We start from the raw sequence: 23331 nt of genomic DNA on the forward strand, positions 1-23331 counted from the left end.
CACATGACTCATATTTATTAGATCTAAAGTACGTTTATTAACTGTATTCAGCTATTGATGCTGATTTTTTTAACTCATATTTTGCAATTTGCTAATATAAAGAGACTGAGTGGATAATCGTGTTTGACTTACAAGGATTTGGCGCGCTTTTATTGAGCGGCGCTACCGTCACCATACAGCTTGCCATGACCAGTCTAATCATCGGCATGTTCTTAGGTTTGCTCGGTGCCACAGCAAAGCTGTCTAATATCTGGCTGCTACGCAAAATTGCGACTGTCTATACCGCCACGATGCGCGGTATTCCTGAGCTGTTATTGGTACTGTTTATCTACTATGGCGGCTCTATACTGCTAATGAGCATCCTCAAGAAGTTCGGCTATAACAACTATGTCGAGATTAGCGCTTTTTGGGGCGGCGTGATGGCACTGTCTATCGCTTTTGGTGCTTATGCGACTGAAATCTTCCGTATGTCGATTCAAGAGATTCCTATAGGGCAGCGAGAAGCGGCGCAGGCGATTGGTATGCGTCCTTTTCAGACTTTTTATCGCATAACATTACCGCAAGTATGGCAGATTGCATTGCCAGGTTTGGGTAATCTATTTTTGGTTTTGCTTAAAGATACGGCGCTGGTGTCGGTTGTAGGTCTCAAAGATATCATGTACCAGTCCTCGCGCGCCGCGCAATCAACACAGCAGCCATTTACCTTTTATATGGCAGCGGCAATAATTTATTTAGGTTTGACCATGCTGATTACTGGTTTTATGATGTGGCTTGAATGGCGTGCCAATCCGGCGGCGCGTTATGCTAAAAAGCTCAGTCGTCAAACCACTCACCGTCAATCGACCATAGGATAAAGGGGAAGATACTATGGATTGGAATTGGCAGGTTATTTTTGATCATATCCCAGACTTACTCGGTGGCGCGGTATTGACCGTACAATTGGTTTTGTTCTCGGGTATTATTGGCTTATTTTTTGGTTTGGTTTTGGCGCTGTTACGGCTGTCAAAAAACTGGTTGGTACAGATACTCCCTTTTCTGTATATCTTCTTTTTCCGTGGTACACCGCTACTGGTACAGATATTTTTGATTTACTATGGTCTTGGGCAGTTCGAAGCGGTACGTGATTCGTTCTTATGGGAGCCAGTTCTTAGCCAAGCTTACTGGTGTGCTATCATTGCCTTTACTCTAAATACCAGTGCTTATTTGGCAGAAATTATTCGCGGCGCGATTCAAACGATTCCAGTGGGCGAGCTGGAAGCTGCGGACGCGATTGGTATGTCGAAGTGGCAGAAGCTGACGCGCATCACTTTGCCTCGTGCCTTTGGTATTGTGATTCCAGCATACAGTAATGAAGTTATCTTTATGCTAAAAGGCAGTGCGCTGGCGTCAACCATTGCGCTGATGGACATCACAGGTGTCGCTCGTACTATTAGTGCGCGGACCTATACCTTAATGGAGCTGTTCTTCGCTGCCGGTATCGTTTATCTGTTATTGTCGTGGGTGATTTTATTTAGCTTTAGAATGTTTGAAAAGCGCATGAATCGTCACGCAAGTTATGTACCACCAGATGTGACTACGCATACCGTCGGTTAATGAATTGTCATGAATAAAACTTATTATAAACGTTGTGATAAATAGTGCAGTATGTTTCGCTTTTTAAAATATCAATCATTTGTTGTGAGCGCCTAGTATGAGCCAATCACCATCTAAATCCTTAGTCGATACAATTGCTGCCAGCGTCAAGGATGACGCGAGTATCGCCAATTTTGATGATAGTGTCAGAGCTTCCATCGGCAAGGTGGTCTGCGTTGGCCGTAATTATGCTGAGCACGCTCGCGAATTGGGAAATGAAATCCCCAATTCACCCATCTTATTTATGAAGCCTGCCTCGTCAGTGGTCAGTGTACGCCACGATATTGTTCGTCCCAATCCAGCGGTATATGGTGATACCCATTACGAAGCGGAGCTGTGTATTCAGCTGGCAGCGGATCTATCGGCGGCCACTGCTGAACAAGCAAAGCTGGCAATTGGTGGTGTGACGTTGGGGCTTGATTTGACTTTACGTGACTTGCAAAGTCAGCTCAAAGCAAAAGGCCATCCGTGGGAGCGCGCTAAGTGTTTTGATGGTGCTTGTGTACTGGCGGATTGGCTTGAGCCACAAGCGTTTGGGGATTTTAGCCATGTTCAATATCAACTTATCATCAATGATGAACTACGACAAGATGGTGATAGCGCTTTGATGTTATTTCCAGTTTATGAGTTACTGGCAGAGATTAGTCATGTTTTTAGCTTACAAGCAGGCGATGTGATTATGACTGGTACGCCAAGCGGCGTTGGTATATTGCAAGCAGATGATAAGCTGACATTAAAGTTGGGTGAGCATGAGTGGCAAGCACAGGTTCGATAAGTTTCTAGCTTCTCAATACCCTATGGTTTCAAACAAATCTGATCAAAAATCCTAAATGTCTCCAATGAGCGTTTGGGATTTTTTATGTCAACGCATTTCTCCTCGTATCGCTTTTCGTTAGCACAATTTCAAAATGTCAACGTACTGTCACAAACTGGCATTAGACTTAGGCATAGTTCGTACACTGGTGGTTAGAGCTATATAGCCATAACCAGACCTTTTATGCCAATCCAGCCTAACAGCAAGGTGACTGACAATGACATTATTAAATAAAAAGCAAGAACTTGCTCACGAAATCGTTGAAGATTCAAACCCAACCAATAATCTTGACTTTCAGACCATCATTAGTCGTCGTCTAAATCGCCGTAGCATCTTAAAAGGTGGCACTGGATTGACGGCGGCGGCGTTTTTTGGTGCGCTGCCGTTGGTTGGTTGTAGTGACGATGATGACAATAATAGCAGTCCTATTGTAGAGAATGGCAATGATGCTGCGATCCCTGCACAAGGTGATTTAAAACGTCCTGAAACTTTGAAGTTCAAGGCAGTGGCGCACTCAACTGCCGATACGATGACTGTAGCAGAAGGCTATAAAGCGGAAATGATCTTACCGCTAGGCATGCCACTCATGTCTGGTATTGAGGATTGGAAAGACAATCGTGAGCAATCGGCAGAGTCATTTGAGTGGCGCATGGGTGACAATCATGATGGCATGTGGTTCTTTGGCAAAAAAGGCAATGCCTATGATGTCAAAGCCGCAGATAACGGTCTGCTGGTGATGAATCATGAATATGTGAACAGTAAAGAGTTAAGCCCATTTGGTTATCACGTCATTCAAGACGCTGATGCCGCGCCTATCTTTAAAAATCGTCGTCTTGCCAGTGATGTGCGCCGTGAAGTCAACTGTCATGGCGTTTCGGTGGTTGAGATGACCCGCCGAGCAGATGGCATGGGCTATGAGATGGTGCTAAATTCCAAATATAATCGCCGTGTTACCAGTAGTACGCTCGCGCAGCTGACAGGGCCTGTTGCTGGCTCTGATTTGGTGAAGACCAAGTTTGATCCGACAGGCTACCAGACTCGCGGCATCAATAATAACTGCGGCGCAGGACTGTCGCCTTGGGGCACGTACTTGACCTGCGAAGAAAACTTTTTAGGCGTATTTGCCCGTGGCCAAGATGCCAGTCAATTAAGCGCTGGGCAAAACTACGGTCGGGTGCGCTACGGGGCAAAACTGGATTTCCCTGGCTGGGAGTATCTATGGCATACTCCTGATGCCAAAGATGCCACAACAGCAGATGAGTTTTCACGCTGGGATATGACCGCTGTTGGGGCAGATGCCACTGACGATTACCGTAATGGTTTCAATACTTTTGGTTATATCACAGAGATTGACCCTTTTGACCCAAAATCTATTTCACAAAAGCGTACAGCGTTGGGACGTTTTGCTCATGAAAACTGTGCCTATGCACCAGTTGAACAAGGCAAACCCGTGGTCTTTTATATGGGTGATGATGCTCGCGGCGAATATATCTACAAGTTTGTTTCCAAAGCGATGTGGTCAAACAGTGATATCGGTGGTGGTTTAAAAGCGGGTGACAAATACCTAAATGAGGGCACACTATATGCTGCTATTTTCAATGAAGATGGTAGTGGCGAATGGAAAGCGCTCGTCCATGGTCAAAATGGCTTGGACGCTTCTAATAGCGTACTTCCTTTCAATGGACAAGATGAGGTATTGGTCTTTGCCCGTGCTGCTGCTGATAAGGTTAAGGCAACTAAGATGGACCGTCCTGAATGGGTAACAGTGAGCCCTATTACAGGCGAGGTATATATAACCTTAACCAACAATACCAATCGCGGTGTCAGAGAGGATCAACCACTTTCAGCCTCTAACCCACGTAGTTATCAGGAGAATGGCAAACGAAGCGGTAATGAAAATGGTCATATCATTCGCTGGGCAGAAGCGGGCGGTGATCACGCAGCGACAAGCTTTGAGTGGGACATTTATCTGTTTGCCGCACCCAATGACTTATCAGCAGAAAATTTATCACAATTGAGTCAAAATAATGACTTCTCTTCTCCTGACGGTCTGTATTTCGACCCACGTGGCGTGCTGTGGATTCAGACGGATGACGGCGCTTATACTGATACCAGCAGCTGTATGTTACTGGCCGCACTACCAGGTAAAGTCAGCGATGGCACAACTGTGACTACCTCAGCAGGACAACAAACACGCGTCGGTATGCCTGCCAGTAACGACAATATCAAACGCTTTTTTGTTGGCCCTAAAGGCTGCGAAGTGACGGGTATCGTCTTGACTCCTGACTTTAAAACCCTATTTATCAACGTTCAACATCCAGAAAATTGGGGTGCGGTCGCTGGTGGTAGCACACCGCGCTCAGCGACGGTGATGATTACTAAAGAAGATGGCGGTGTCATATTGGCAGAGTCTTTTGTCTAGATAGACATCTGCATTAGTAATGATGCGTCTTAACAAACATAAAAATCCTAGGTCATGGCTTTGGGATTTTTGTGTTTTAGGCGGTAGTTACTAGTGTGCAATTTTTGATATTGAATAATTACATGTCTTTTTGACAATAAAGATACTTGATAGTTAAATCATTCTCTTCTGTTTATGACCATTACAGGATAGTATGGAAAATTCCTTTAACTGTTTGATATGTCAATATTATGCTCAGTCCAAAACCTTTAGAAACTATCCATGATTTATTTGCAACGACTCGGCGTCCTTCTGATGAGCAATCTGCTATCGATATAGGATTTCAAGGCGATGTCTATGAGGAACTGGATAAGCTTGACTATATCTATGTGGATGAGCTGACTGAAAAAAGCGTGAATCATAGTGACGTTCAATCGTATCAGCCGCTCTCATTGGTTGGTTTTTTTGAAGGATTGGCACAGCTTGCGACTACGGGTGTGGTCGAGGTGACTGACATTGTAGAAGCCATCCACCGTGAGATATTACTGCGTCCTTTAGGGCGGTTTAATAAAGGAAATGTCGAGCGCTGGCAACAGGGTATCACGGGACGCATTTATGGTACGGTACGTCAGGCGATGCAGCTGATTGGTAATAATTTAGCCTCAGGTCTGCACCTTTATAATACTGTTTTAAAACCCAAAAAGGTCAGACTATTACCAAAGAACTTGCGGCGCATGGTCAATATCCTAAACGGAGTGATGGGCGATCATCTGATTACGCATCAAAATCCATTAGCAGTATCGATGGTGCTGTATGATACCAATAATCGGGTGCAAAGCGCTGTGTTGTCAGGGCGCGTTATTATTTTATGCCATGGACTTTGTTTAAGCCACTTAAGCTGGACGATATCTGGTGAGAATAATCTGGCAAAAGCGCTCATGTGTAGCTTGCCATCATCGACTGTCTTGTACTTAAATTATAATACAGGTCGACGTATCTCAAGTAATGGACGTAGCTTTGCTCAAGTGTTGCAAGATTTGGTTGAAAAAAATCCTGACATCACCCAGATTGATTTGGTCGGTCATAGTATGGGCGGTTTGGTAAGCCGTAGCGCACTGTTTTATGGCAAAGAGCAAGGTTTTAGCTGGGTCAAAAGGGTGAGTAATCTGGTGACTTTAGGGTCGCCGCATCATGGCGCAAGTTTGGAGCAGATTGGGCATTTTGTCCAAGATAAAATCGCTAAATTGCCCTTTGCTGGGTCATTGGCAAAGCTTGGTGATATGCGCAGTGCGGGTATCATTGATCTGCGTTACGGTAGTATTCGAGATGCTGACTGGCAAGCGTTAGAGGGGCGTAGTGTGCTACCAGCAGATTTTCGTCATCCTACGCACTTGCCATTGCATGTGAATACCTATCTGGTAGCAGCAGTGATGGTTGAGACCCATTTTGAATTTAAGACCACAAGTTTATTGGGTGATGGACTGGTTTCGGTAGAGTCAGCACTGGGTGAGCATACTGAAGAGCATACGCTGGCAGTACCAGAGGGACACAAAGCTATTTTTTATGGGGTAAACCATATGAACTTAATCTACAGCGATAGAGTGCATCAGCAAATCATTGCTTGGCTTTTGGATGATGGATTAGGCGATGCACATGAAGCAAAATATGCGCTGAACCCGCGTATTTATTCTTATCCAGAAACCTATGAGGTTTAGAATAAGAGATACAAAATAATCAGACTAATGCTAAAAACCCTCAAGCATCACACTTGAGGGTTTTTTTATGACTAAAAGCTTAAATCAATCAGATAAAAGACTACTCAGCAAAAATCGCTGCCACATCGTCTTTATTAAACTTGTAAATCTCACCACAGAATCCGCAATCCATCTCAAAGGTACCGTTTTGCTCTGCAACGATATCCAATGCTTCTGTTTCGCCGATTTGCTCGATTGCCATCTCACACTTCTCACGTGAACACGTACAACCAAAGGATAGCGAGATAGGCTCAGGAGCAACGACTTTTTCTTCATGATATAAGCGATACAAAATCTCATTGGTATCAAGCGTGGTCAATTCTTCTGCTTTCAGTGTACGCGTCAATACAGACAACCGTGTCCACAAGTCATCATCGATACCAGCATCTTCATTTTGTTCAACTTCGTAGGTTTCTTGAGCGGTACGTGGCAGCATTTGCACCAAGATGCCACCCGCTTGTAAACCATCAGATGCCAAATTAATCAGCGTTGGAATCTGTGCCGATTGCTTTTGATAATGCGCCAAGCAATCTGCCAAATTGTCATGGCTACGTTCAACAATACCTTGATACGGCTCGCCGCCATCTGGTTGGATATTGATAAACAATACGCCCTGACCAGTAGCACCGAGTTCAGCAAACGCTTCTTTAGCATGCAGCATATTACTCCATGCTCGCACGTGCTCTTCAGTATCAGCTTTCCAGCTGGCAAGAGCGCGGATAATACCGTTTTGATCACATTCAGCCATCGCCCAGTTCAGCAAACTATCGCTATCTGATGATTGCAATTGAATCGACAAGCGACCATTGATTTTAACAGTACCAATCAGCAAACTTGCAGCCGTCAACATCTCGCCGAGTAAGCGTTTTAGTGCTTCAGGATAAGGCTTTTGCGCAATGGTCATCGCATAGCTACGCGATAAGCGTACCACATCACCGCGCACCGGAGAGTCTTCAATAAAAAAGCGTTGGCGAATGTCGTTATCTTGCATCAGATCAGTATTTTGTTCAGGAGCATTCGGAGTCTGGGTATCTTGGGTCATAGGTCATTTATAAGATTAAGAAGTTGCTAGCTTTATGGGGATGGGTTCGGATTTATCAATCGTATCTATAGTAGATACACTTTTAAAAGAATACAACGCTATTGGGATTAATATTCGCAGCCTCTGTCTACATAGGCACAGTCAGCAAGCAAAATTGATACCAGTAGCGCCATATAATTTTTGTATTTTTTGTATTTAAAACTGACTATAGTAGATTTTTGACGTAAGAAATGACGTTTATGAAAAATGAATTTCTCTATCAGTCTTATCAAATATGTACCTATATTAATGACGTTAGAGCTTGTTTTATTTAGGGATTATTGTCTTAGATAAATTAAAAATCGAAAAGAGTAAAGAGAGTAAAAAAAGTTTACTTTCGTCAGTCAATTTGTTGTACAGTAACATTAAGTTGCATAGTGATAAACAACAGCAACAGCAACAGCAACAGCAAGGATGCATAGCAATAGGGCCTATAAACGCAAATTTATAGCGTTTTTTTACGGTTTCCATCGCACTTAAATGTCATTCCAATCTTGTGGCAATGTGATAAAAGGACATATCTCATGACTTACTTTCTTTCTACCTCTATATCCAAACCATTAACGTTAGTTGCTTTTATGGCACTAGCTCTAGCAGGCTGTAATAATAGCAGTCAAACCAGCACCGAGGCGACATCAGCAGATGGTACGACCGCTGAAGCGCCCGCAAATACCAATGGTACCTTAGATAAAATCAAAGAATCAGGCACCATCGTCGTCGGTCATCGTGACTCCTCTATTCCGTTCTCATATATCGCTGATAACCCAAATCAGCCAATCGGCTATGCACACGATTTAGAGATGAAAGTGGTTGAAGCGGTAAAAGAAAAGCTCAATATGCCGGACTTAAAAATTCGTTATAACCTTATCACCTCACAAACACGTATCCCATTGGTACAAAATGGCACAGTGGATTTTGAGTGTGGTTCAACAACCAATAATGAAGAACGTCAGAAACAAGTCGCTTTTTCTAACGGCTTCTTTGAAATCGGTACGCGTTTATTGACCAAAAAAGATTCAGGTATCCAGGGTTTTGATGATATAAAGGGTAAAACCTTGGTCACGACTGCGGGTACAACTTCAGAGCGTTATATTCGTGAATATAACGCTGACAAAAAGATGGATATCAATGTCATCTCAGCAAAAGACCATGGCGAAGGTTTTTTGATGCTAGAGAACGGTCGTGCCGATGCCTTTATGATGGATGATGTATTGTTAGCAGGTGAAAAAGCCAAAGCAAAAAATCCGGATGAATGGGTCATTGTTGGTGAGCCACAATCGTTTGAGATCTATGGTTGTATGATGCGTAAAGACGATCCAGAGTTTAAAGCGGTGGTCGACGAAGCACTGGTCAATGTCTTTAAGTCAGGCGAGATCAATAGCATCTATGACAAATGGTTCTTAAATCCAATTCCACCAAAAAATGTCAATCTAAACTTTGAGATGTCAGATAACTTAAAAGCATTGATTGCCAATCCACATGATAGCGATCAGCCAAAAGTAGCGACTGCGCAATAACGCTTCTTGTCCCTCAACATAGCATGCTCATACGTTCAGATTGTTTGTCAAATAGTTTGATAGCAGTCTGAACGCGTGGGCTTTTCAACCGTTGCTCGGAGAGACAATTATGAATTATAGCTGGAACTGGGGTGTGCTCTTTGAGCAGACCGGTATCGGTAGCGAGCTGTATATCCATTGGATGATTACTGGTCTTGGTTGGTTGTTATTGATTGGCAGTATTGCATGGGCAATCGCCATGGTGGTTGGTACTATTTTTGGCATCATGCGTACCTTACCGAATAAAGGCGCACGTGCTATCGGTACTGCTTATGTGACGTTTTTCCGTAATATTCCCTTATTGGTACAATTATTTTTCTGGTTTTATATCGCCCCAGGCTGGCTCACACCATCCATACAAGAGTGGTGGTATAAAGACTTGTCTCCTAATACCTCAGCCATGCTGTCAGCCAGTATCGGTCTTGGTTTATTTACCGCAGCTCGTATTGTTGAACAAGTACGTACTGGTATCGAGTCACTACCTCAAGGACAAATCAATGCTGCCTATGCGCTTGGCTTTAGTATCCCGCAAGCCTATAAAGAAGTACTGCTGCCACAAGCGTTTCGGATTATCTTACCGCCGCTGAGCTCAGAGCTGACAAACTGCTTTAAAAACGCCTCAGTTGCGTCTTTGGTTGGGGTAATGGAGCTGATCAGTCAGACCAAAACCATCAGTGAATATACCCAAAACAGTCTTGAGATTTATACCTATGCGACCATTGTTTATCTGGTGTTTAATCTGTCTTTAATTGCCATTATGGGGCTAATTGAACGTAAATTGCGTGTGCCTGGGCTAATTGCAGGGAGTCAAAAATGAATATGACCGAACTTGCAACTGCCTATCCCGGTTTGATGGGTGGCATGCTGACGACTTTAAAAGTATTGTTTTTAGCAATCTTAGGCGGTCTCAGCTTAGGGACGGTATTGGCTTTGATGCGTTTGTCTGGTATCAAAGCGCTTGAGATACCTGCAAAACTATACGTCAATTATTTCCGTTCTGTGCCATTGCTACTGGTGTTGCTCTGGTTTTATTTTGCCGTACCGATGATTTATTTTTGGGTTGCTGGCAAATACCTGCAACTCGATACAGCTTTTACCTCCTGTGTGGTCGCCTTTATGATGTTTGAAGCGGCATATTTTTCAGAGGTGGTACGTGCGGGTATCCAATCTATCGGTAGTGGGCAGGTCAATGCTGCCAAAGCGCTCGGTATGACCTATGGACAAACGATGCGCTTGATTATTTTGCCGCAGGCATTTCGTAAGATGCTACCGCTGATTTTGCAGCAATGTATTATTTTATTCCAAGATACGACATTGGTTTTTGCAATCGGCTTGACGGATTTTTTCCGTGCCGCTTATGTACGCGGTGAGCTCATGGGTTTATTAACGCCTTATATATTAGGAGCAGGCGCTGTTTATTTTATTATCAGTTTGAGTGCCTCTATTGGCGTACAACAAGTACAAAAGCGTTTAAGATTCTAATGATCTTCAATAAATTCGTATCGACACCTGTACGTTAAGAGCTTTATTTAATAATGATGAAAATAATGTGGTTAGGAGCCAGTGATGAATGAGCCAGTAAGGAATAATACTGACACGTATATAAATGAATTTGGCGGACTGGTCACTAACACTGGTCATGCAAGCGATGAAATCGTCATCCAAATGAGTGATGTGAGTAAATGGTATGGTGACTTTCAAGTACTGTCCGGCTGTAGTGCCCATGTGCATAAAGGCGATGTCGTCGTCGTTTGTGGTCCATCAGGCAGCGGCAAGTCGACCTTGATAAAAACGGTTAATGGGCTAGAGCCCTTTCAAAAAGGCGAGATTATAGTCAGCGGTATCTCCGTTGGCGCGCCAAAAACCAACTTGCCAAAATTACGTAGTAGTGTCGGTATGGTCTTTCAGCACTTTGAGCTGTTCCCGCATCTGACGATTGTCGATAATCTGACTGTCGCACAAATCAAAGTATTGGGACGTAAAGAAGCGGAAGCCAAGCAAAAAGCCATGGCATATCTAGACCGCGTCGGGCTAACGGTGCAAGCAGCAAAGTATCCAGCTGAGCTGTCCGGTGGGCAGCAGCAGCGTGTCGCGATTGCACGTGCGTTAGCAATGGATCCAGTGGCAATGCTCTTTGATGAGCCAACTTCAGCACTTGACCCTGAGATGATTCAAGAAGTGCTTGATGTTATGGTTGAGCTAACCCGTGAGGGCATGACGATGATGTGTGTTACCCATGAGATGGGCTTTGCCAGTCAGGTTGCCAATCGGATTATCTTTATGGATGAAGGTCATATCGTTGAAAACTGTAGCAAGGATGAGTTTTTTGAAAGCGCGAAAAGTGACCGCGCGCAAATGTTCTTATCAAAGATTCTCAATCATTAAGGCAGTCATTTAGAATTGATGTATCTAGAGCGCCTATTTAGTAGGCGCTTTTTTTATTTGAGCGACCATATAAGCGACTCTATAAACGCCTATGTGACTGAATACGTGAGTGAATACCTGTTTACTGATACAATGGCAGCCACTATCATAAAAACAATATAATCTCTCATCTATTATGGAGTCAGTATGAGCACAGAAACTACATTTCCTATTACTACAGCGACAGACGCCAAAGGTATTGTCATCATTGGTGCAGGTTTGGCTGGCTGGCACGTGATTGATGCCATTCGCGCCAAAGACAAAGACGTGTTGATTACTTTGATCACCACAGACAATGGCGATCGTTATCATAAACCGATGCTTACCATGGCAATCAGCCAAAACAAGCAGGCATCAGACTTGGTACGCGCGACTGGCGCTGATGCAGCAAAAGCGGCACAAGTGACCTTACTTGCAAATACACAAGTCACGGATATCGATGCTGCTGCCCAAACGGTACAGCTTATCTCAGTGCTACGCTCAGATCCTGTTTATACCAATTATGCGAACATCAGTTATGACAAGCTGGTTTTAGCCATGGGCGCTCACCCTATTTTCCCTAAGAGCTTGCCACAAGATTTGGTATGGCATGTCAATCATATTGAGCGTTTTGGACAGCTACAAGAAAAGCTAGCAACAGGCAGTCAGCACGTTGCCATTGTTGGCGCGGGCATGGTTGGGACGGAGATTGCAGAAGACTTACTTAAAGCTGGTCATCAGGTGACACTCATTGATTTGAACGATGCACCACTATCACAAATGCTACCGCCAAAAGCGACAGCGCGTATTGCAGCGGCCGTTAAATCACAAGGTATTAACTTTTTAGGCGGTTATCTGGTTACGGATGTTGTTCGTATCAGTGAGGGTAATGAAGAGGAAAACACTATTGGTAAGTTGCAAGTCAGCTATGAGCCATTTGCTTCTAACGCAGAACCTACAGAACCTACAGAATCTAAGCAATCTGGCGTACTGATCGTTGACCATGTGATTGCCAGTACGGGTTTGACCGTTGACACTACATTACCAAGTGCCGCTGGGGTTGATTTTAATCGCCGTACGGGTATCGAGGTAGATGCACCAACGCTGCGTACCACTACCGATAATATCTATGCGATTGGTGATTGTATGTCTATCAATGGTGTTGCCTGCCGCTATGTAGCGCCACTACGTGCGCAGGCAGCGACGATTGCTGATGATGTATTAGGTTTAGAGCATAGCGGTTATGAGCATAAACCACCGATGATTCGCCTAAAAAATAAAGCGATTTCGGTGATGGTAACAGGCGTGCCGCAAGCAAACGGCAATTGGCAAGTAGCCACCGAAACGGATGATGAGCTTATTATGAATTTGCTCGATGATAATAATGAGGTCAGCGCAACCGTGACTATTAAAGCGCCGCCAATTGTATCAGCATAGTAATTATTAAATTGCCTGTAGTTTATGGTCTTAGATTGCTAAACATGCATCATGTTTTTAAATTGAAAACACTCTAAAATTTAGTGCTGAAAAAAGCCAGCCACCTATACATAGCGTGACTGGCTTTTTTGTGTCAAATATCTGCCATATTTTTATGCTATCTTTAATAAATCATTACCATTACATCCTAATTAAATGATACATATTGTATTACTATTATTGACAGCATTCGATTTAAGGCGGTATAGTAGCTAACGCTAGTCGAGACCTGTTCAAGGAAGAATGAATGGGTGGCAGGCGACTAATAAGCATTATAAAAAGTAAAACGAAAGGACTCGTTATGACTCAAAATATCTATTTTGATAGCATTCTAAATAATATTCCCTCTATCAATATGGGCGCGCGCTCAGCAAATGCGCCATTGACTCAAAGCTATGATAAAGGTCCTGAGGTGCCGCTGATTGAAGCGACCATCGGTGATTTCTTTGATGCCATCGTCTCCAAATATCCTGAACGCGAAGCACTGGTTGTCTGCCATCAAAATATCCGTTGGACGTACCGAGAGTTGCAACAGCAAGTCAATCAGCTGGCAAGCAGTATGATTGAGATGGGGCTTGAGATTGGTGATCGTATCGGTATCTGGTCGCACAACAATGCTGAATGGCTATTGATGCAATTGGCAACGGCCAAGGTTGGTATTATTTTAGTCAATATTAATCCAGCTTACCGTGTCTTTGAGCTGCAATATGCCTTAAATAAACTGGGCTGCTCAGCACTGGTTCTGATGCGTCACTTTAAAAGCAGTGATTACGCCAGTTTGATACGCGAGCTGTGTCCTGAGATTTATCATAAAAACTACACGCAGTTAGATTTGGTCGAGATTCCGACTATTGAGCGTATTATTTGGATTGATGAGCCAAACAGCGATGAAGAGTTTAGCTTTATGCAAAAGTTTTCGGCATGGATGGCGGAGGGCGATGCCAATGATCCACGAATAGCGGAGCGTCAAGCCCAGCTTAAAAACACGGATGCGATCAATGTGCAGTTCACCAGTGGTACGACGGGCACGCCAAAAGGGGCAACTTTAAGCCATCGCAATATTTTAAATAATGGCTATTTTATTGGTGAGGCAATGAACCTCAGTGAGACGGACAGACTCTGTATTCCTGTGCCGTTGTATCACTGTTTTGGTATGGTACTTGGTAATTTGGCCATCCTAACGCACGGTGGTTGTATCGTCTATCCGAATGATGGCTTTGAACCATTGACTGTTTTGCAAGCAGTCGAAGACGAAAAGTGTACTGGTTTGCATGGTGTGCCGACGATGTTTATTGCCGAACTTGACCATCCTGAATTTGATAATTTTGATTTATCGACCTTGCGTACCGGCATAATGGCAGGCTCTAGTTGTCCAATCGAAGTCATGCGCCGCGTCATTGATAAGATGCACATGAGTGAAGTGACCATTGCTTATGGCATGACAGAGACCAGTCCGGTCTCTTGCCAGACCAATGAGCATACGCCTCTTGAAAAGCAAGTAGCGACCGTGGGTCTGGTGCAGCCAGCACTTGAAGTAAAAGTCATCGACACAGAAACAGGTGAGATTGTACCGTTAGGTGAGACGGGCGAGTTGCTCACTCGCGGTTACTCAGTGATGAAAGGCTATTGGGGCAGTCGCTTTAAAACGCGCGAAGCCATTCAAGATGGCTGGATGCATACGGGTGATTTGGCAACGATGGACGAAGATGGTTATGTCAAAATCGTTGGGCGCAGTAAAGACATGGTCATTCGCGGCGGCGAAAACATCTATCCGGTAGAAATTGAAAACTATTTATACCGTCATCCAAAAATTCGTGATGTGCAAATTGTTGGTGTTCCTGATGAAAAGTATGGTGAAGTATTGGCGGCTTGGATCATCCCCAAGGAAGAGGGCAGCTTAACGGAAGAAGAAGTACGTCAGTTCTGTAGTGAGCATATTGCCCATTATAAAGTGCCAGCCTATTATCGTTTTGTGACCGAATACCCAATGACCATTACTGGTAAAATTCAAAAATATAAGATTATCGAGCAAATGAGAGAAGAGTTAGGCTTATAAAAATTGAGCCGTTTTACTTCTTATTTTACTAATAACTCATATTGGTAAAAACTAAAATAACCAGTAGTCAAAATAATTCGCATAACAAGCTACTCGCATTTACGCATTAAAGAGAAGGGATATCATGAGCGCTATCATAACCAGTAAACTGAGTCCAAACGCAAGCGACTTTCAGCAAAACCGTGCTGCCATGCAAGAGGTCGTCGATGACTTGTATCAGCACCTGCGTAAAGTCGCCCAAGGTGGCTCAGAGCGTGCACGCGCCAAGCATTTAGCTCGTGGCAAACTCTTGCCTCGCGAGCGTGTCGAGCGTTTGCTTGATGTCGGTACGCCATTTTTAGAAGTGGCTCCGATGGCGGCGCATGACATGTATGGTGAAGATATTCCAGCGGCGGGCGTGATTGCTGGTATCGGTCGTATTAACGGCACTGAGTGTATGATTGTCTGTAATGATGCCACCGTAAAAGGCGGCACTTATTATCCAATGACGGTGAAAAAACATCTACGTGCCCAAGAAATTGCGCAAGAAAACAACTTGCCTTGTGTCTACTTAGTTGATTCTGGCGGTGCAAACTTGCCCAATCAGGATGAAGTATTTCCTGATAAAGAGCATTTCGGGCGTATATTTTTTAATCAGGCGAATATGAGTGCCGCTGGCATTCCACAGATTGCGGTGGTTATGGGTAGCTGTACCGCTGGCGGTGCATACGTGCCAGCGATGAGCGATGAATCTATTATTGTCAAAGATCAAGGAACCATCTTTTTGGGCGGTCCGCCATTGGTGAAAGCCGCAACAGGTGAAGAAGTCACAGCAGAAGATTTGGGCGGCGGCGATGTGCATACGCGTCTGTCAGGTGTGGTTGACCATTTGGCGCAAAACGATACTCATGCGTTATCAATAGCGCGTAATATCGTCAGCCATCTAAATCGTCCTGCTAAACAGATTCCGAATCAAATCAAACCACTTCCACCGCGCTATGATGCCAAAGAGCTGTATGGTGTTATTCCAACTGATAAGCGCAAGCCATTTGATATTAGAGAGATTATTACCCGTATCGTTGATGACAGTGCCTTTGATGAATTTAAAGCACGCTTTGGCACGACGCTGGTTTGTGGGTTCGCTCATATTGAAGGTATGCCAGTGGGTATTATTGCCAATAATGGCATCTTATTTAGTGAATCTGCACAAAAAGGCACGCATTTTATTGAGCTGTGTTGTAAACGCAAAATTCCTTTGATATTCCTACAAAACATCACCGGCTTTATGGTCGGTCGTAAATATGAGAACGAAGGTATTGCTCGTCACGGCGCTAAGATGGTGATGGCAGTGGCGAATGCTAAAGTACCTAAATTCACCGTTATCGTTGGTGGCTCATTCGGTGCGGGTAACTATGGCATGTGTGGACGTGCGTATAGTCCGCGCTTCTTATGGATGTGGCCAAATGCACGCATTTCTGTGATGGGCGGTGAGCAAGCAGCCTCAGTATTGGCAACTGTGAAGCGTGATAACTTTGACCGTAAAGGCGAAGCATGGAGTGATGAAGACGAAGCTGCATTTAAAGCGCCGATTCGTGAGATGTACGAAGAGCAAGGTCATCCTTATTATGCCACCGCTCGTCTATGGGATGATGGCGTGATTGACCCTGCTGATACTCGTAATGTGTTGGCATTAGCACTTAGCGCCGCTCATAATGCGACGATTGAAGAGACAAACTTTGGTGTCTTTAGAATGTAGTATTGAACGATATATCGCCAGTCATTTGGCGCTCGTAAATACATAAAATATAGAGAAGGTTATGCAACAAAATTTGAATCATTATAAAAGTCTATTGGTTAACGTTGAACAGCACGTTGCAACAGTCACCTTGAATCGCCCTGAGATACGTAATGCTTTCAATGATGAAATGATTGCTGAGTTGACCCATGCCTTCAAGACACTTGGAGATAATGAGCAAGTACGCGTTATCGTTTTAGCGGCTGCCGGTAAAGCGTTCTGCGCGGGTGCAGATTTGAATTGGATGCGCGCCATGGCGGATTATAGCTATGAGGAGAACCTAGCGGATGCGGATAAACTGGCACAAATGCTCAAGACTATTTATGAGTGTCCAAAACCAACGATAGCGGCGGTACAAGGTGACGTCTATGCAGGCGGCATGGGTTTGGTTGCGGTTTGTGATGTAGCAATCGCGGTGAGAATTGCCAATTTCTGTCTTAGTGAAGTACGTTTGGGCTTAGCACCAGCGACTATCAGCCCTTATGTGATTAAAGCCTTAGGTGCCAGAGCCTCACAGCGTTATTTTCTCAGTGCTGAGGTGTTTGATAGCAAAAAAGCCCGTCAGCTTGGTTTTATCCATGAGCGCGTCAGTGAAGAGTCGCTTGATGATGCGATTGCGGAATTTTGCGCAAAAGTCGTTAAAAATAGCCCTGAGGCCGTCAAAACCTGCAAGCGTTTATTGCATGAAGTTGCGGGTGCAGCCATTACCGATGAGCTGATTGCAGATACCGTCAAAGGCATCGCTGATATACGCTCATCAGAGCAAGGTCGCGAGGGCATACAAGCTTTTTTGCAAAAGCGTCAGCCCAATTGGCTAGTAGCAGAGTAGCAATAAAGAATATAGATAAAAAATATATTTGCTAAATTGCCAATTAGTAATAAAACCAGTTTAGCGTAGACAGTCATACGTGAATATCAGCTTACCGTTTGATTATTTATCAACGATAAAACGACAAGATACAGGGATAGTTATGTTTTCTAAAATTTTGATCGCCAACCGTGGTGAAATCGCTTGCCGAGTTGCCGCGACTGCCAAGCGTTTAGGTGTAAGTACCGTCGCGGTTTATTCTGATGCTGACCGCGAGGCCAAGCATGTGGCAGTCTGTGATGAAGCCATATATTTGGGTGGTTCAGCGCCCAAAGACAGCTATCTAAAAGGCGATGCTATCATTGCCATCGCTCAAGCGACTGGCGCACAGGCGATCCATCCGGGCTACGGGTTTTTAAGTGAAAACGCGGACTTTGCGCAAGCGTGTCAGGATGCTGGTTTGGTCTTTATCGGTCCCTCAGCTGACGCTATTCGTGCCATGGGCGGCAAGTCTGAATCCAAGCGTTTGATGGAAGCTGCTGGCGTGCCATTGATACCGGGTTATCATGGCGACAATCAGGATGCGGCGTTTTTGCAGCAGCAAGCAGATGCTATTGGTTATCCAGTCTTAATCAAAGCGAGCGCGGGCGGCGGCGGTAAAGGCATGCGTATCGTTGAGCAAAGTAGCGATTTTATGGACTTGTTAGACTCATGCCGCCGTGAAGCGATTACCAGTTTTGGTAATGATCAAGTATTGGTCGAAAAATACGCTTTAAAACCGCGCCATATCGAAATCCAAGTGTTTGGTGATACGCATGGCAATTATGTGCATCTGTTTGAGCGTGATTGCTCCGTGCAGCGCCGCCATCAAAAAGTATTGGAAGAAGCGCCCGCGCCCGGTGTAGACACCGCCATGCGTGAAGCGATGGGCACAGCGGCGATTGAAGCCGCACGCGCGGTTGATTATGTCGGTGCAGGGACGGTCGAGTTCATCGTTGAGCAGCGCGAAGGTGCCATGAATTTTTATTTCATGGAAATGAATACGCGCTTGCAAGTGGAGCATCCAGTCAGCGAAGCCATCACTGGTGTAGATTTGGTTGAATGGCAGTTATTGGTCGCGGCAGGTTTGCCACTACCGAAAAAACAGGACGAGCTAGCGATAAACGGTCATGCGATTGAAGCGCGTATTTGTGCTGAAAATCCTGACAATGGATTTTTACCAGCCACGGGTACTTTATTCACGTATCAAAAGCCTGAGCATAGCACCTTTATCATCAATAAAGATGGTACAGGTGTGCGTATTGATGACGGGGTACGTGAAGGCGATGTGATTAGCCCGTTCTATGATTCTATGATTGCCAAGCTTATCGTCCATGCGCCTACTCGCGAGCAAGCGTTAGCCAAACTTGACCGTGCACTCGCTCAAACGCGTATCGTCGGTCTACCAAATAACGTGGCATTTTTGCGTTATATTCTTAATACTGAGTCGTTTAGCCAAGCCAATCTGGATACCGCATTGATTGAGCGCGAAAGTGAAGTGCTGTTCAATCAGCATCCGCTTAGCTTATCGACGCTGGGCGTGACCGCTATTGTCCAGCAGCTTGCCAGTGAAGCGGCAGCAGAGCATTTAAATGCAGATCCTTTTGGTAAAGCGACAGGATTCCGTGCTTATAGCGACTATACCAGATCATTTAGCTTGGTTTATGATGAACGCTCTTACCGTGCACGTATCAGCAATTGGCACAATGCCAGTGGTAACAATGGCAAAAAAGGTAGTGATAATATCAGTAAGTTTGAGCTTGTTATCGAACAAGAAATTATTAATGACAACAGTCAAGATAATGTAAATGTCGCGGCTCAAACCGAAACAGTTTATGAAGGGCAGGTCAGCTATGACAGCGGTGATGCGCACAATCATACGCTATGGCTAGATGGCGCGCGCATCAGTGCCCAAAGTTGGACACACAATGAAACGGTCTATGTGTTCACCAATAGCGGACGTGATGAGATCACACTCATTGATATCATGGCGCATGTGGGCGAGGATACGGCAGCGGTTGGTAGCTTAAAATCACCCATGCCCGGTCAGGTAGTGGCCTTTAAAGTGGCGGTGGGTGACAGCGTCAAAAAAGGCGAGCCGCTTGCCATCATCGAAGCCATGAAAATTGAACATACTATTACCGCACCGACTGATGGCGTGGTGGCAGAGTTGTTATTTGGCGCGGGTGACTTGGTTGCTGATGGTGATGAGCTGCTGCGTATCGACAGTGCAGATAATCAGTAAAAAGGACAATCAGTATGAGCATCTCGTACCCAAAACACGTTACCATCGTCGATGTCAGTCCACGTGATGGCTTGCAAAATGAAGCCATGACAGTGCCGACTGCGGTTAAGCAAAGGCTTATCGATGACTTGATTGCCGCAGGGATTAAAAAACTTGAGGCTACTAGCTTTGTATCGCCTAAATGGGTGCCGCAAATGGGTGATAATAGCGCGCTACTCGAAGCGTTAGCGCCAGCGCGGCAAGCGGACATTTGTTACTCGGTACTCGTGCCTAATATGCGCGGTTTTGAAAATGCTATCGTGCATCGTCCTGATGAAATCGTTATTTTTGGTTCAGCAAGCGAAACCTTTAGCCAAAAGAATATCAACTGCAGTATTGATGAAAGTATCGAACGTTTTGCGCCCGTTGCCGCTGCTGCCAAAGCAAAAGGTATCAAAGTACGCGGCGTTATTTCTTGTACCGTCGGTTGCCCTTATGAAGGCGAAATTGATCCAAGCCAAGTAGCGTATGTTACCAAGCGATTAATTGAGATTGGTGCTGAGCAAATTGGTATTGCAGATACCATTGGCGTGGGTACGCCGCTTAAGGTACAGCGTGCGTTACAAGCAGCGTTAGAGTACGCTGATATCAGTATGCTATCGGGACATTTTCACGATACTTATGGTCAAGCGTTAAGTAATACCTTAGCAGCACTACAAATGGGTGTGAGTGAATTTGATACTTCAGTCGCTGGACTTGGTGGTTGTCCTTATGCCAAAGGCGCAACGGGCAATGTCGCTACTGAAGATGTCGTCTATATGCTGCATGGCATGGGTATCAGTACTGGTATTGATTTGGATAAATTGGTGATGGCAGGTGAGCGTATCAGTGAATTTTTAGGTCGTCCTAATGGCTCAAACGTAGCACGAGCACTGATTCATAAACGTTAGTCTTAACTAACTACACGAAAATATAGTGAGTCATAAACTAAGGGAATACAGAGATGTATGGCTGGGACAAATTTTTTGAAGCCTCTGGAGTGACGAAGTCGCACAGCAAGCGAGGAAAATTTGTCCCAGCCATACATCTATTTTTAAATTGACACAGCGCTAGTAAAAAATTAAACATCAAAATACAAGGAATGGTTATGAGTTTACCTGGATTGAATTTTCAGCTTGGCGAAGATATCGACGCCTTACGTGACATGGTACAACAGTTTGCGGCTAATGAAATTGCCCCACGTGCAAGCGAGATTGACAGTAGCGACGAGTTCCCAATGGATTTGTGGCAAAAGATGGGCGATATTGGTCTACATGGTATCACCGTACCTGAAGAATATGGCGGCTCTGACATGGGCTATGTCGCCCATATGGTCGCGATGGAAGAGATTAGCCGTGCTTCTGCCTCTGTGGCACTTAGTTATGGTGCACATTCTAACTTGTGTATCAATCAGCTCAAACGTAATGGTTCAGAGGAACAAAAACAAAAATATCTGCCAAAACTTATCAGTGGTGAGTTCATCGGTGCTCTAGCCATGAGTGAAACCGGTGCAGGCTCAGATGTGGTCAGCATGAAGCTAAGAGCCGAAGAAAAAGACGGTCATTATGTGCTAAATGGTAGCAAAATGTGGATTACCAATGGTCCTGATGCTGATGTGATGGTGGTTTATGCCAAAACCAATCCAGAGCTAGGTGCCAAAGGTATGACCGCCTTTATCGTCGAAAAAGGCATGGAAGGCTTTGGGACGGCGCAAAAGCTCGACAAACTTGGTATGCGTGGTAGCCACACCGGTGAGATGATTTTTAATAATGTTGAAGTACCTAAAGAGAATATCTTAGGCGGCTTAAACGAAGGCGTTAAGGTGTTGATGAGTGGACTGGATTACGAGCGTGCAGTATTAGCCGCAGGTCCTATCGGTATCATGCAAGCGGTCATGGATAATGTTGTTCCTTATATCCATGACCGTAAGCAGTTTGGGCAAGCGATTGGTGAGTTTCAGCTTATCCAAGGTAAAGTCGCGGATATGTATACCATCCTGCAAGCAGGGCGCAGCTTCTTATACACCGTTGGCAAAAACCTCGATATGCTGGATCAACGCGGTGCTGGTCATAGCCGTGAAGTGCGTAAAGATTGTGCCAGTGTGATTTTATGGTGTGCTGAAAAAGCCACTTGGATGGCAGGCGAGGGTATTCAAATCTTTGGTGGTAATGGCTATACCAACGAGTATCCACTAGGTCGTTATTGGCGTGATGCCAAGCTGTATGAGATTGGCGCAGGTACCAGTGAGATTCGCCGTATGCTAGTCGGTCGTGAGTTGTTTAATGAGACTAAGTAAAAAATACTGTAAAGTTTATCCAGTAGTTACTAAAATAAAAAAGGCAGGACGTTTTAAACGTCCTGCCTTTTTTGTTTCTAACTGATGAAGCCGTGAAAATTACTATAGTCAGGGAAAAGTAATATCGATACATCAAGTACTGCTGATATTAATTTTTCTTGCTTGCTGTGCCTACGCAGACAGAGGCTGCAAAAAATTTATACCAGCAGCACTGTAGCGTTTTTGAGATATTTTAACTATATGTCTGTTTGCTATGATCAAAATAGCGTGCCAGACCATTTAATAATAAATCATCGCGCAGGCGCACGGGGCGGTTGACGTGTTGGGCGATAATAGCTGCATCACCGCCAGTCATGATGACTTCAAAATTAGGATGACGTGTGCTAATCTCATTAATAGCACCAACGATAGACAGTAATATGCCGCGATGTACCGCATCTTGCGTGGTGATACCCTGACTGACACTATCAAAGGTGCCGTTAGAGATGGTGATTTGCTTAGTGCCTAAAAATAGCGACTCGCGCTGCAGATAAATACTAGGGAAAATGTAACCGCCCAAATGCGTCGCATGGTCAATCAAATCAATCGTCACTGCTGTACCGCAGCCAATCACACATTGACGTTTGGTTCTATCCACTGCGCCGAGCATCTGTAGCCAGCGATCACAGCCGAGCTGCTCGTCATTATAAGCGCTTTTCATCAGCGGATGATTGGCATCGACATGGACAAATTCAAAGGGGATATTCAGGCGGCTGAGCGTCTCTGAGACTTTGACATTGAGACCATCACCGAGCACTGATGAGACACCGATAAAGTCAGGGGCATAACGCTCAAAGCGGTCAGTCAAACCCATGAGTAATTCGGCAGGTGCTTGCAAATGTTGCTTGGCATCATGTGAGACTATCTGTCCGATATCATCGGTCAGCCAGTATTTAAGGCGGGTGTTGCCGAGATCAAGCCAAAGCATAAAATTCCCTT

18 protein-coding genes are annotated in these 23331 nt (G+C 44.7%); 16 read left to right on the forward strand and 2 right to left on the reverse strand.

Annotation, left to right across the window (positions count from 1 at the left end; all coding sequences use genetic code 11):
- Window positions 1–119 precede the first annotated feature (119 nt).
- The 5 genes from AC0J5Y_RS01720 to AC0J5Y_RS01740 all read left to right on the forward strand — a co-directional run bounded on the left by AC0J5Y_RS01720 (window position 120) and on the right by AC0J5Y_RS01740 (window position 6562).
- Window positions 120–854: an ABC transporter permease gene (locus tag AC0J5Y_RS01720; protein WP_475131254.1), complete on the forward strand. Its 735-nt coding sequence runs from the start codon at window positions 120–122 to the stop codon at window positions 852–854.
- A 13-nt stretch (window positions 855–867) separates the two neighbouring features.
- Window positions 868–1593, forward strand: coding sequence for an ABC transporter permease (locus AC0J5Y_RS01725; protein ID WP_475131255.1), 726 nt, complete (start codon window positions 868–870; stop codon window positions 1591–1593).
- Between the two features lie 97 nt (window positions 1594–1690).
- Window positions 1691–2407 carry a fumarylacetoacetate hydrolase family protein gene (locus tag AC0J5Y_RS01730; RefSeq protein ID WP_475131256.1) on the forward strand — a complete coding sequence of 239 codons (717 nt, stop codon included), beginning with the start codon at window positions 1691–1693 and terminating at the stop codon, window positions 2405–2407.
- A gap of 256 nt (window positions 2408–2663) precedes the next feature.
- Window positions 2664–4868: a PhoX family protein gene (locus tag AC0J5Y_RS01735; protein ID WP_475131257.1), complete on the forward strand. Its 2205-nt coding sequence runs from the start codon at window positions 2664–2666 to the stop codon at window positions 4866–4868.
- A 230-nt stretch (window positions 4869–5098) separates the two neighbouring features.
- A complete protein-coding gene (locus AC0J5Y_RS01740) occupies window positions 5099–6562 on the forward strand; it encodes a PGAP1-like alpha/beta domain-containing protein (RefSeq protein ID WP_475131258.1) in 1464 nt (487 codons plus the stop codon).
- Window positions 6563–6662: 100 nt separating this feature from the next.
- On the opposite strand, the gene hslO is transcribed toward AC0J5Y_RS01740, so the two are convergent.
- A complete protein-coding gene (gene hslO / locus AC0J5Y_RS01745) occupies window positions 6663–7643 on the reverse strand; it encodes an Hsp33 family molecular chaperone HslO (protein ID WP_475131259.1) in 981 nt (326 codons plus the stop codon).
- Window positions 7644–8206: 563 nt separating this feature from the next.
- Here hslO and AC0J5Y_RS01750 point away from each other — a divergent pair.
- The 11 genes from AC0J5Y_RS01750 (at window position 8207) to AC0J5Y_RS01800 (ending at window position 22353) form a co-directional block, all read left to right on the forward strand.
- Window positions 8207–9199 (forward strand): glutamate/aspartate ABC transporter substrate-binding protein, encoded by a 993-nt coding sequence (locus AC0J5Y_RS01750; protein WP_475131260.1) that lies wholly within the window; start codon window positions 8207–8209, stop codon window positions 9197–9199.
- Between the two features lie 109 nt (window positions 9200–9308).
- Window positions 9309–10055: an amino acid ABC transporter permease gene (locus tag AC0J5Y_RS01755; protein ID WP_475131261.1), complete on the forward strand. Its 747-nt coding sequence runs from the start codon at window positions 9309–9311 to the stop codon at window positions 10053–10055.
- Window positions 10052–10720 carry an ABC transporter permease subunit gene (locus tag AC0J5Y_RS01760; RefSeq protein WP_011512706.1) on the forward strand — a complete coding sequence of 223 codons (669 nt, stop codon included), beginning with the start codon at window positions 10052–10054 and terminating at the stop codon, window positions 10718–10720. Before AC0J5Y_RS01755 ends, AC0J5Y_RS01760 begins: the two co-directional genes overlap by 4 nt.
- 183 nt (window positions 10721–10903) lie before the next feature.
- A complete protein-coding gene (locus AC0J5Y_RS01765; protein ID WP_475132053.1) occupies window positions 10904–11623 on the forward strand; it encodes an amino acid ABC transporter ATP-binding protein in 720 nt (239 codons plus the stop codon).
- Window positions 11624–11809: 186 nt separating this feature from the next.
- Entirely contained in the window at window positions 11810–13078 is a 1269-nt protein-coding gene (locus tag AC0J5Y_RS01770) for an FAD-dependent oxidoreductase (RefSeq protein WP_475131262.1), read from the forward strand.
- Window positions 13079–13418: 340 nt separating this feature from the next.
- A complete protein-coding gene (locus AC0J5Y_RS01775; protein ID WP_475131263.1) occupies window positions 13419–15173 on the forward strand; it encodes an AMP-binding protein in 1755 nt (584 codons plus the stop codon).
- A gap of 124 nt (window positions 15174–15297) precedes the next feature.
- Window positions 15298–16908, forward strand: a complete 1611-nt coding sequence (locus AC0J5Y_RS01780) for a carboxyl transferase domain-containing protein (RefSeq protein WP_475131264.1) — start codon at window positions 15298–15300, stop codon at window positions 16906–16908.
- 61 nt (window positions 16909–16969) lie between these two features.
- Window positions 16970–17776 (forward strand): enoyl-CoA hydratase/isomerase family protein, encoded by an 807-nt coding sequence (locus AC0J5Y_RS01785; protein WP_475131265.1) that lies wholly within the window; start codon window positions 16970–16972, stop codon window positions 17774–17776.
- A gap of 142 nt (window positions 17777–17918) precedes the next feature.
- A complete protein-coding gene (locus tag AC0J5Y_RS01790; protein WP_475131266.1) occupies window positions 17919–20039 on the forward strand; it encodes an acetyl/propionyl/methylcrotonyl-CoA carboxylase subunit alpha in 2121 nt (706 codons plus the stop codon).
- Between the two features lie 14 nt (window positions 20040–20053).
- Complete coding sequence (locus AC0J5Y_RS01795; protein ID WP_475131267.1) at window positions 20054–20968, forward strand: hydroxymethylglutaryl-CoA lyase; 915 nt, start codon at window positions 20054–20056, stop codon at window positions 20966–20968.
- 197 nt (window positions 20969–21165) lie between these two features.
- Window positions 21166–22353 (forward strand): isovaleryl-CoA dehydrogenase, encoded by a 1188-nt coding sequence (locus AC0J5Y_RS01800; protein ID WP_475131268.1) that lies wholly within the window; start codon window positions 21166–21168, stop codon window positions 22351–22353.
- A 232-nt stretch (window positions 22354–22585) separates the two neighbouring features.
- Here the strand turns inward: AC0J5Y_RS01800 and AC0J5Y_RS01805 are convergent, their stop codons facing one another.
- Window positions 22586–23320 carry a pantothenate kinase gene (locus AC0J5Y_RS01805; RefSeq protein ID WP_475131270.1) on the reverse strand — a complete coding sequence of 245 codons (735 nt, stop codon included), beginning with the start codon at window positions 23318–23320 and terminating at the stop codon, window positions 22586–22588.
- Window positions 23321–23331: the final 11 nt, after the last annotated feature.

The sequence above is a fragment of the Psychrobacter sp. TS_SC_6 genome, assembly GCF_056156305.1.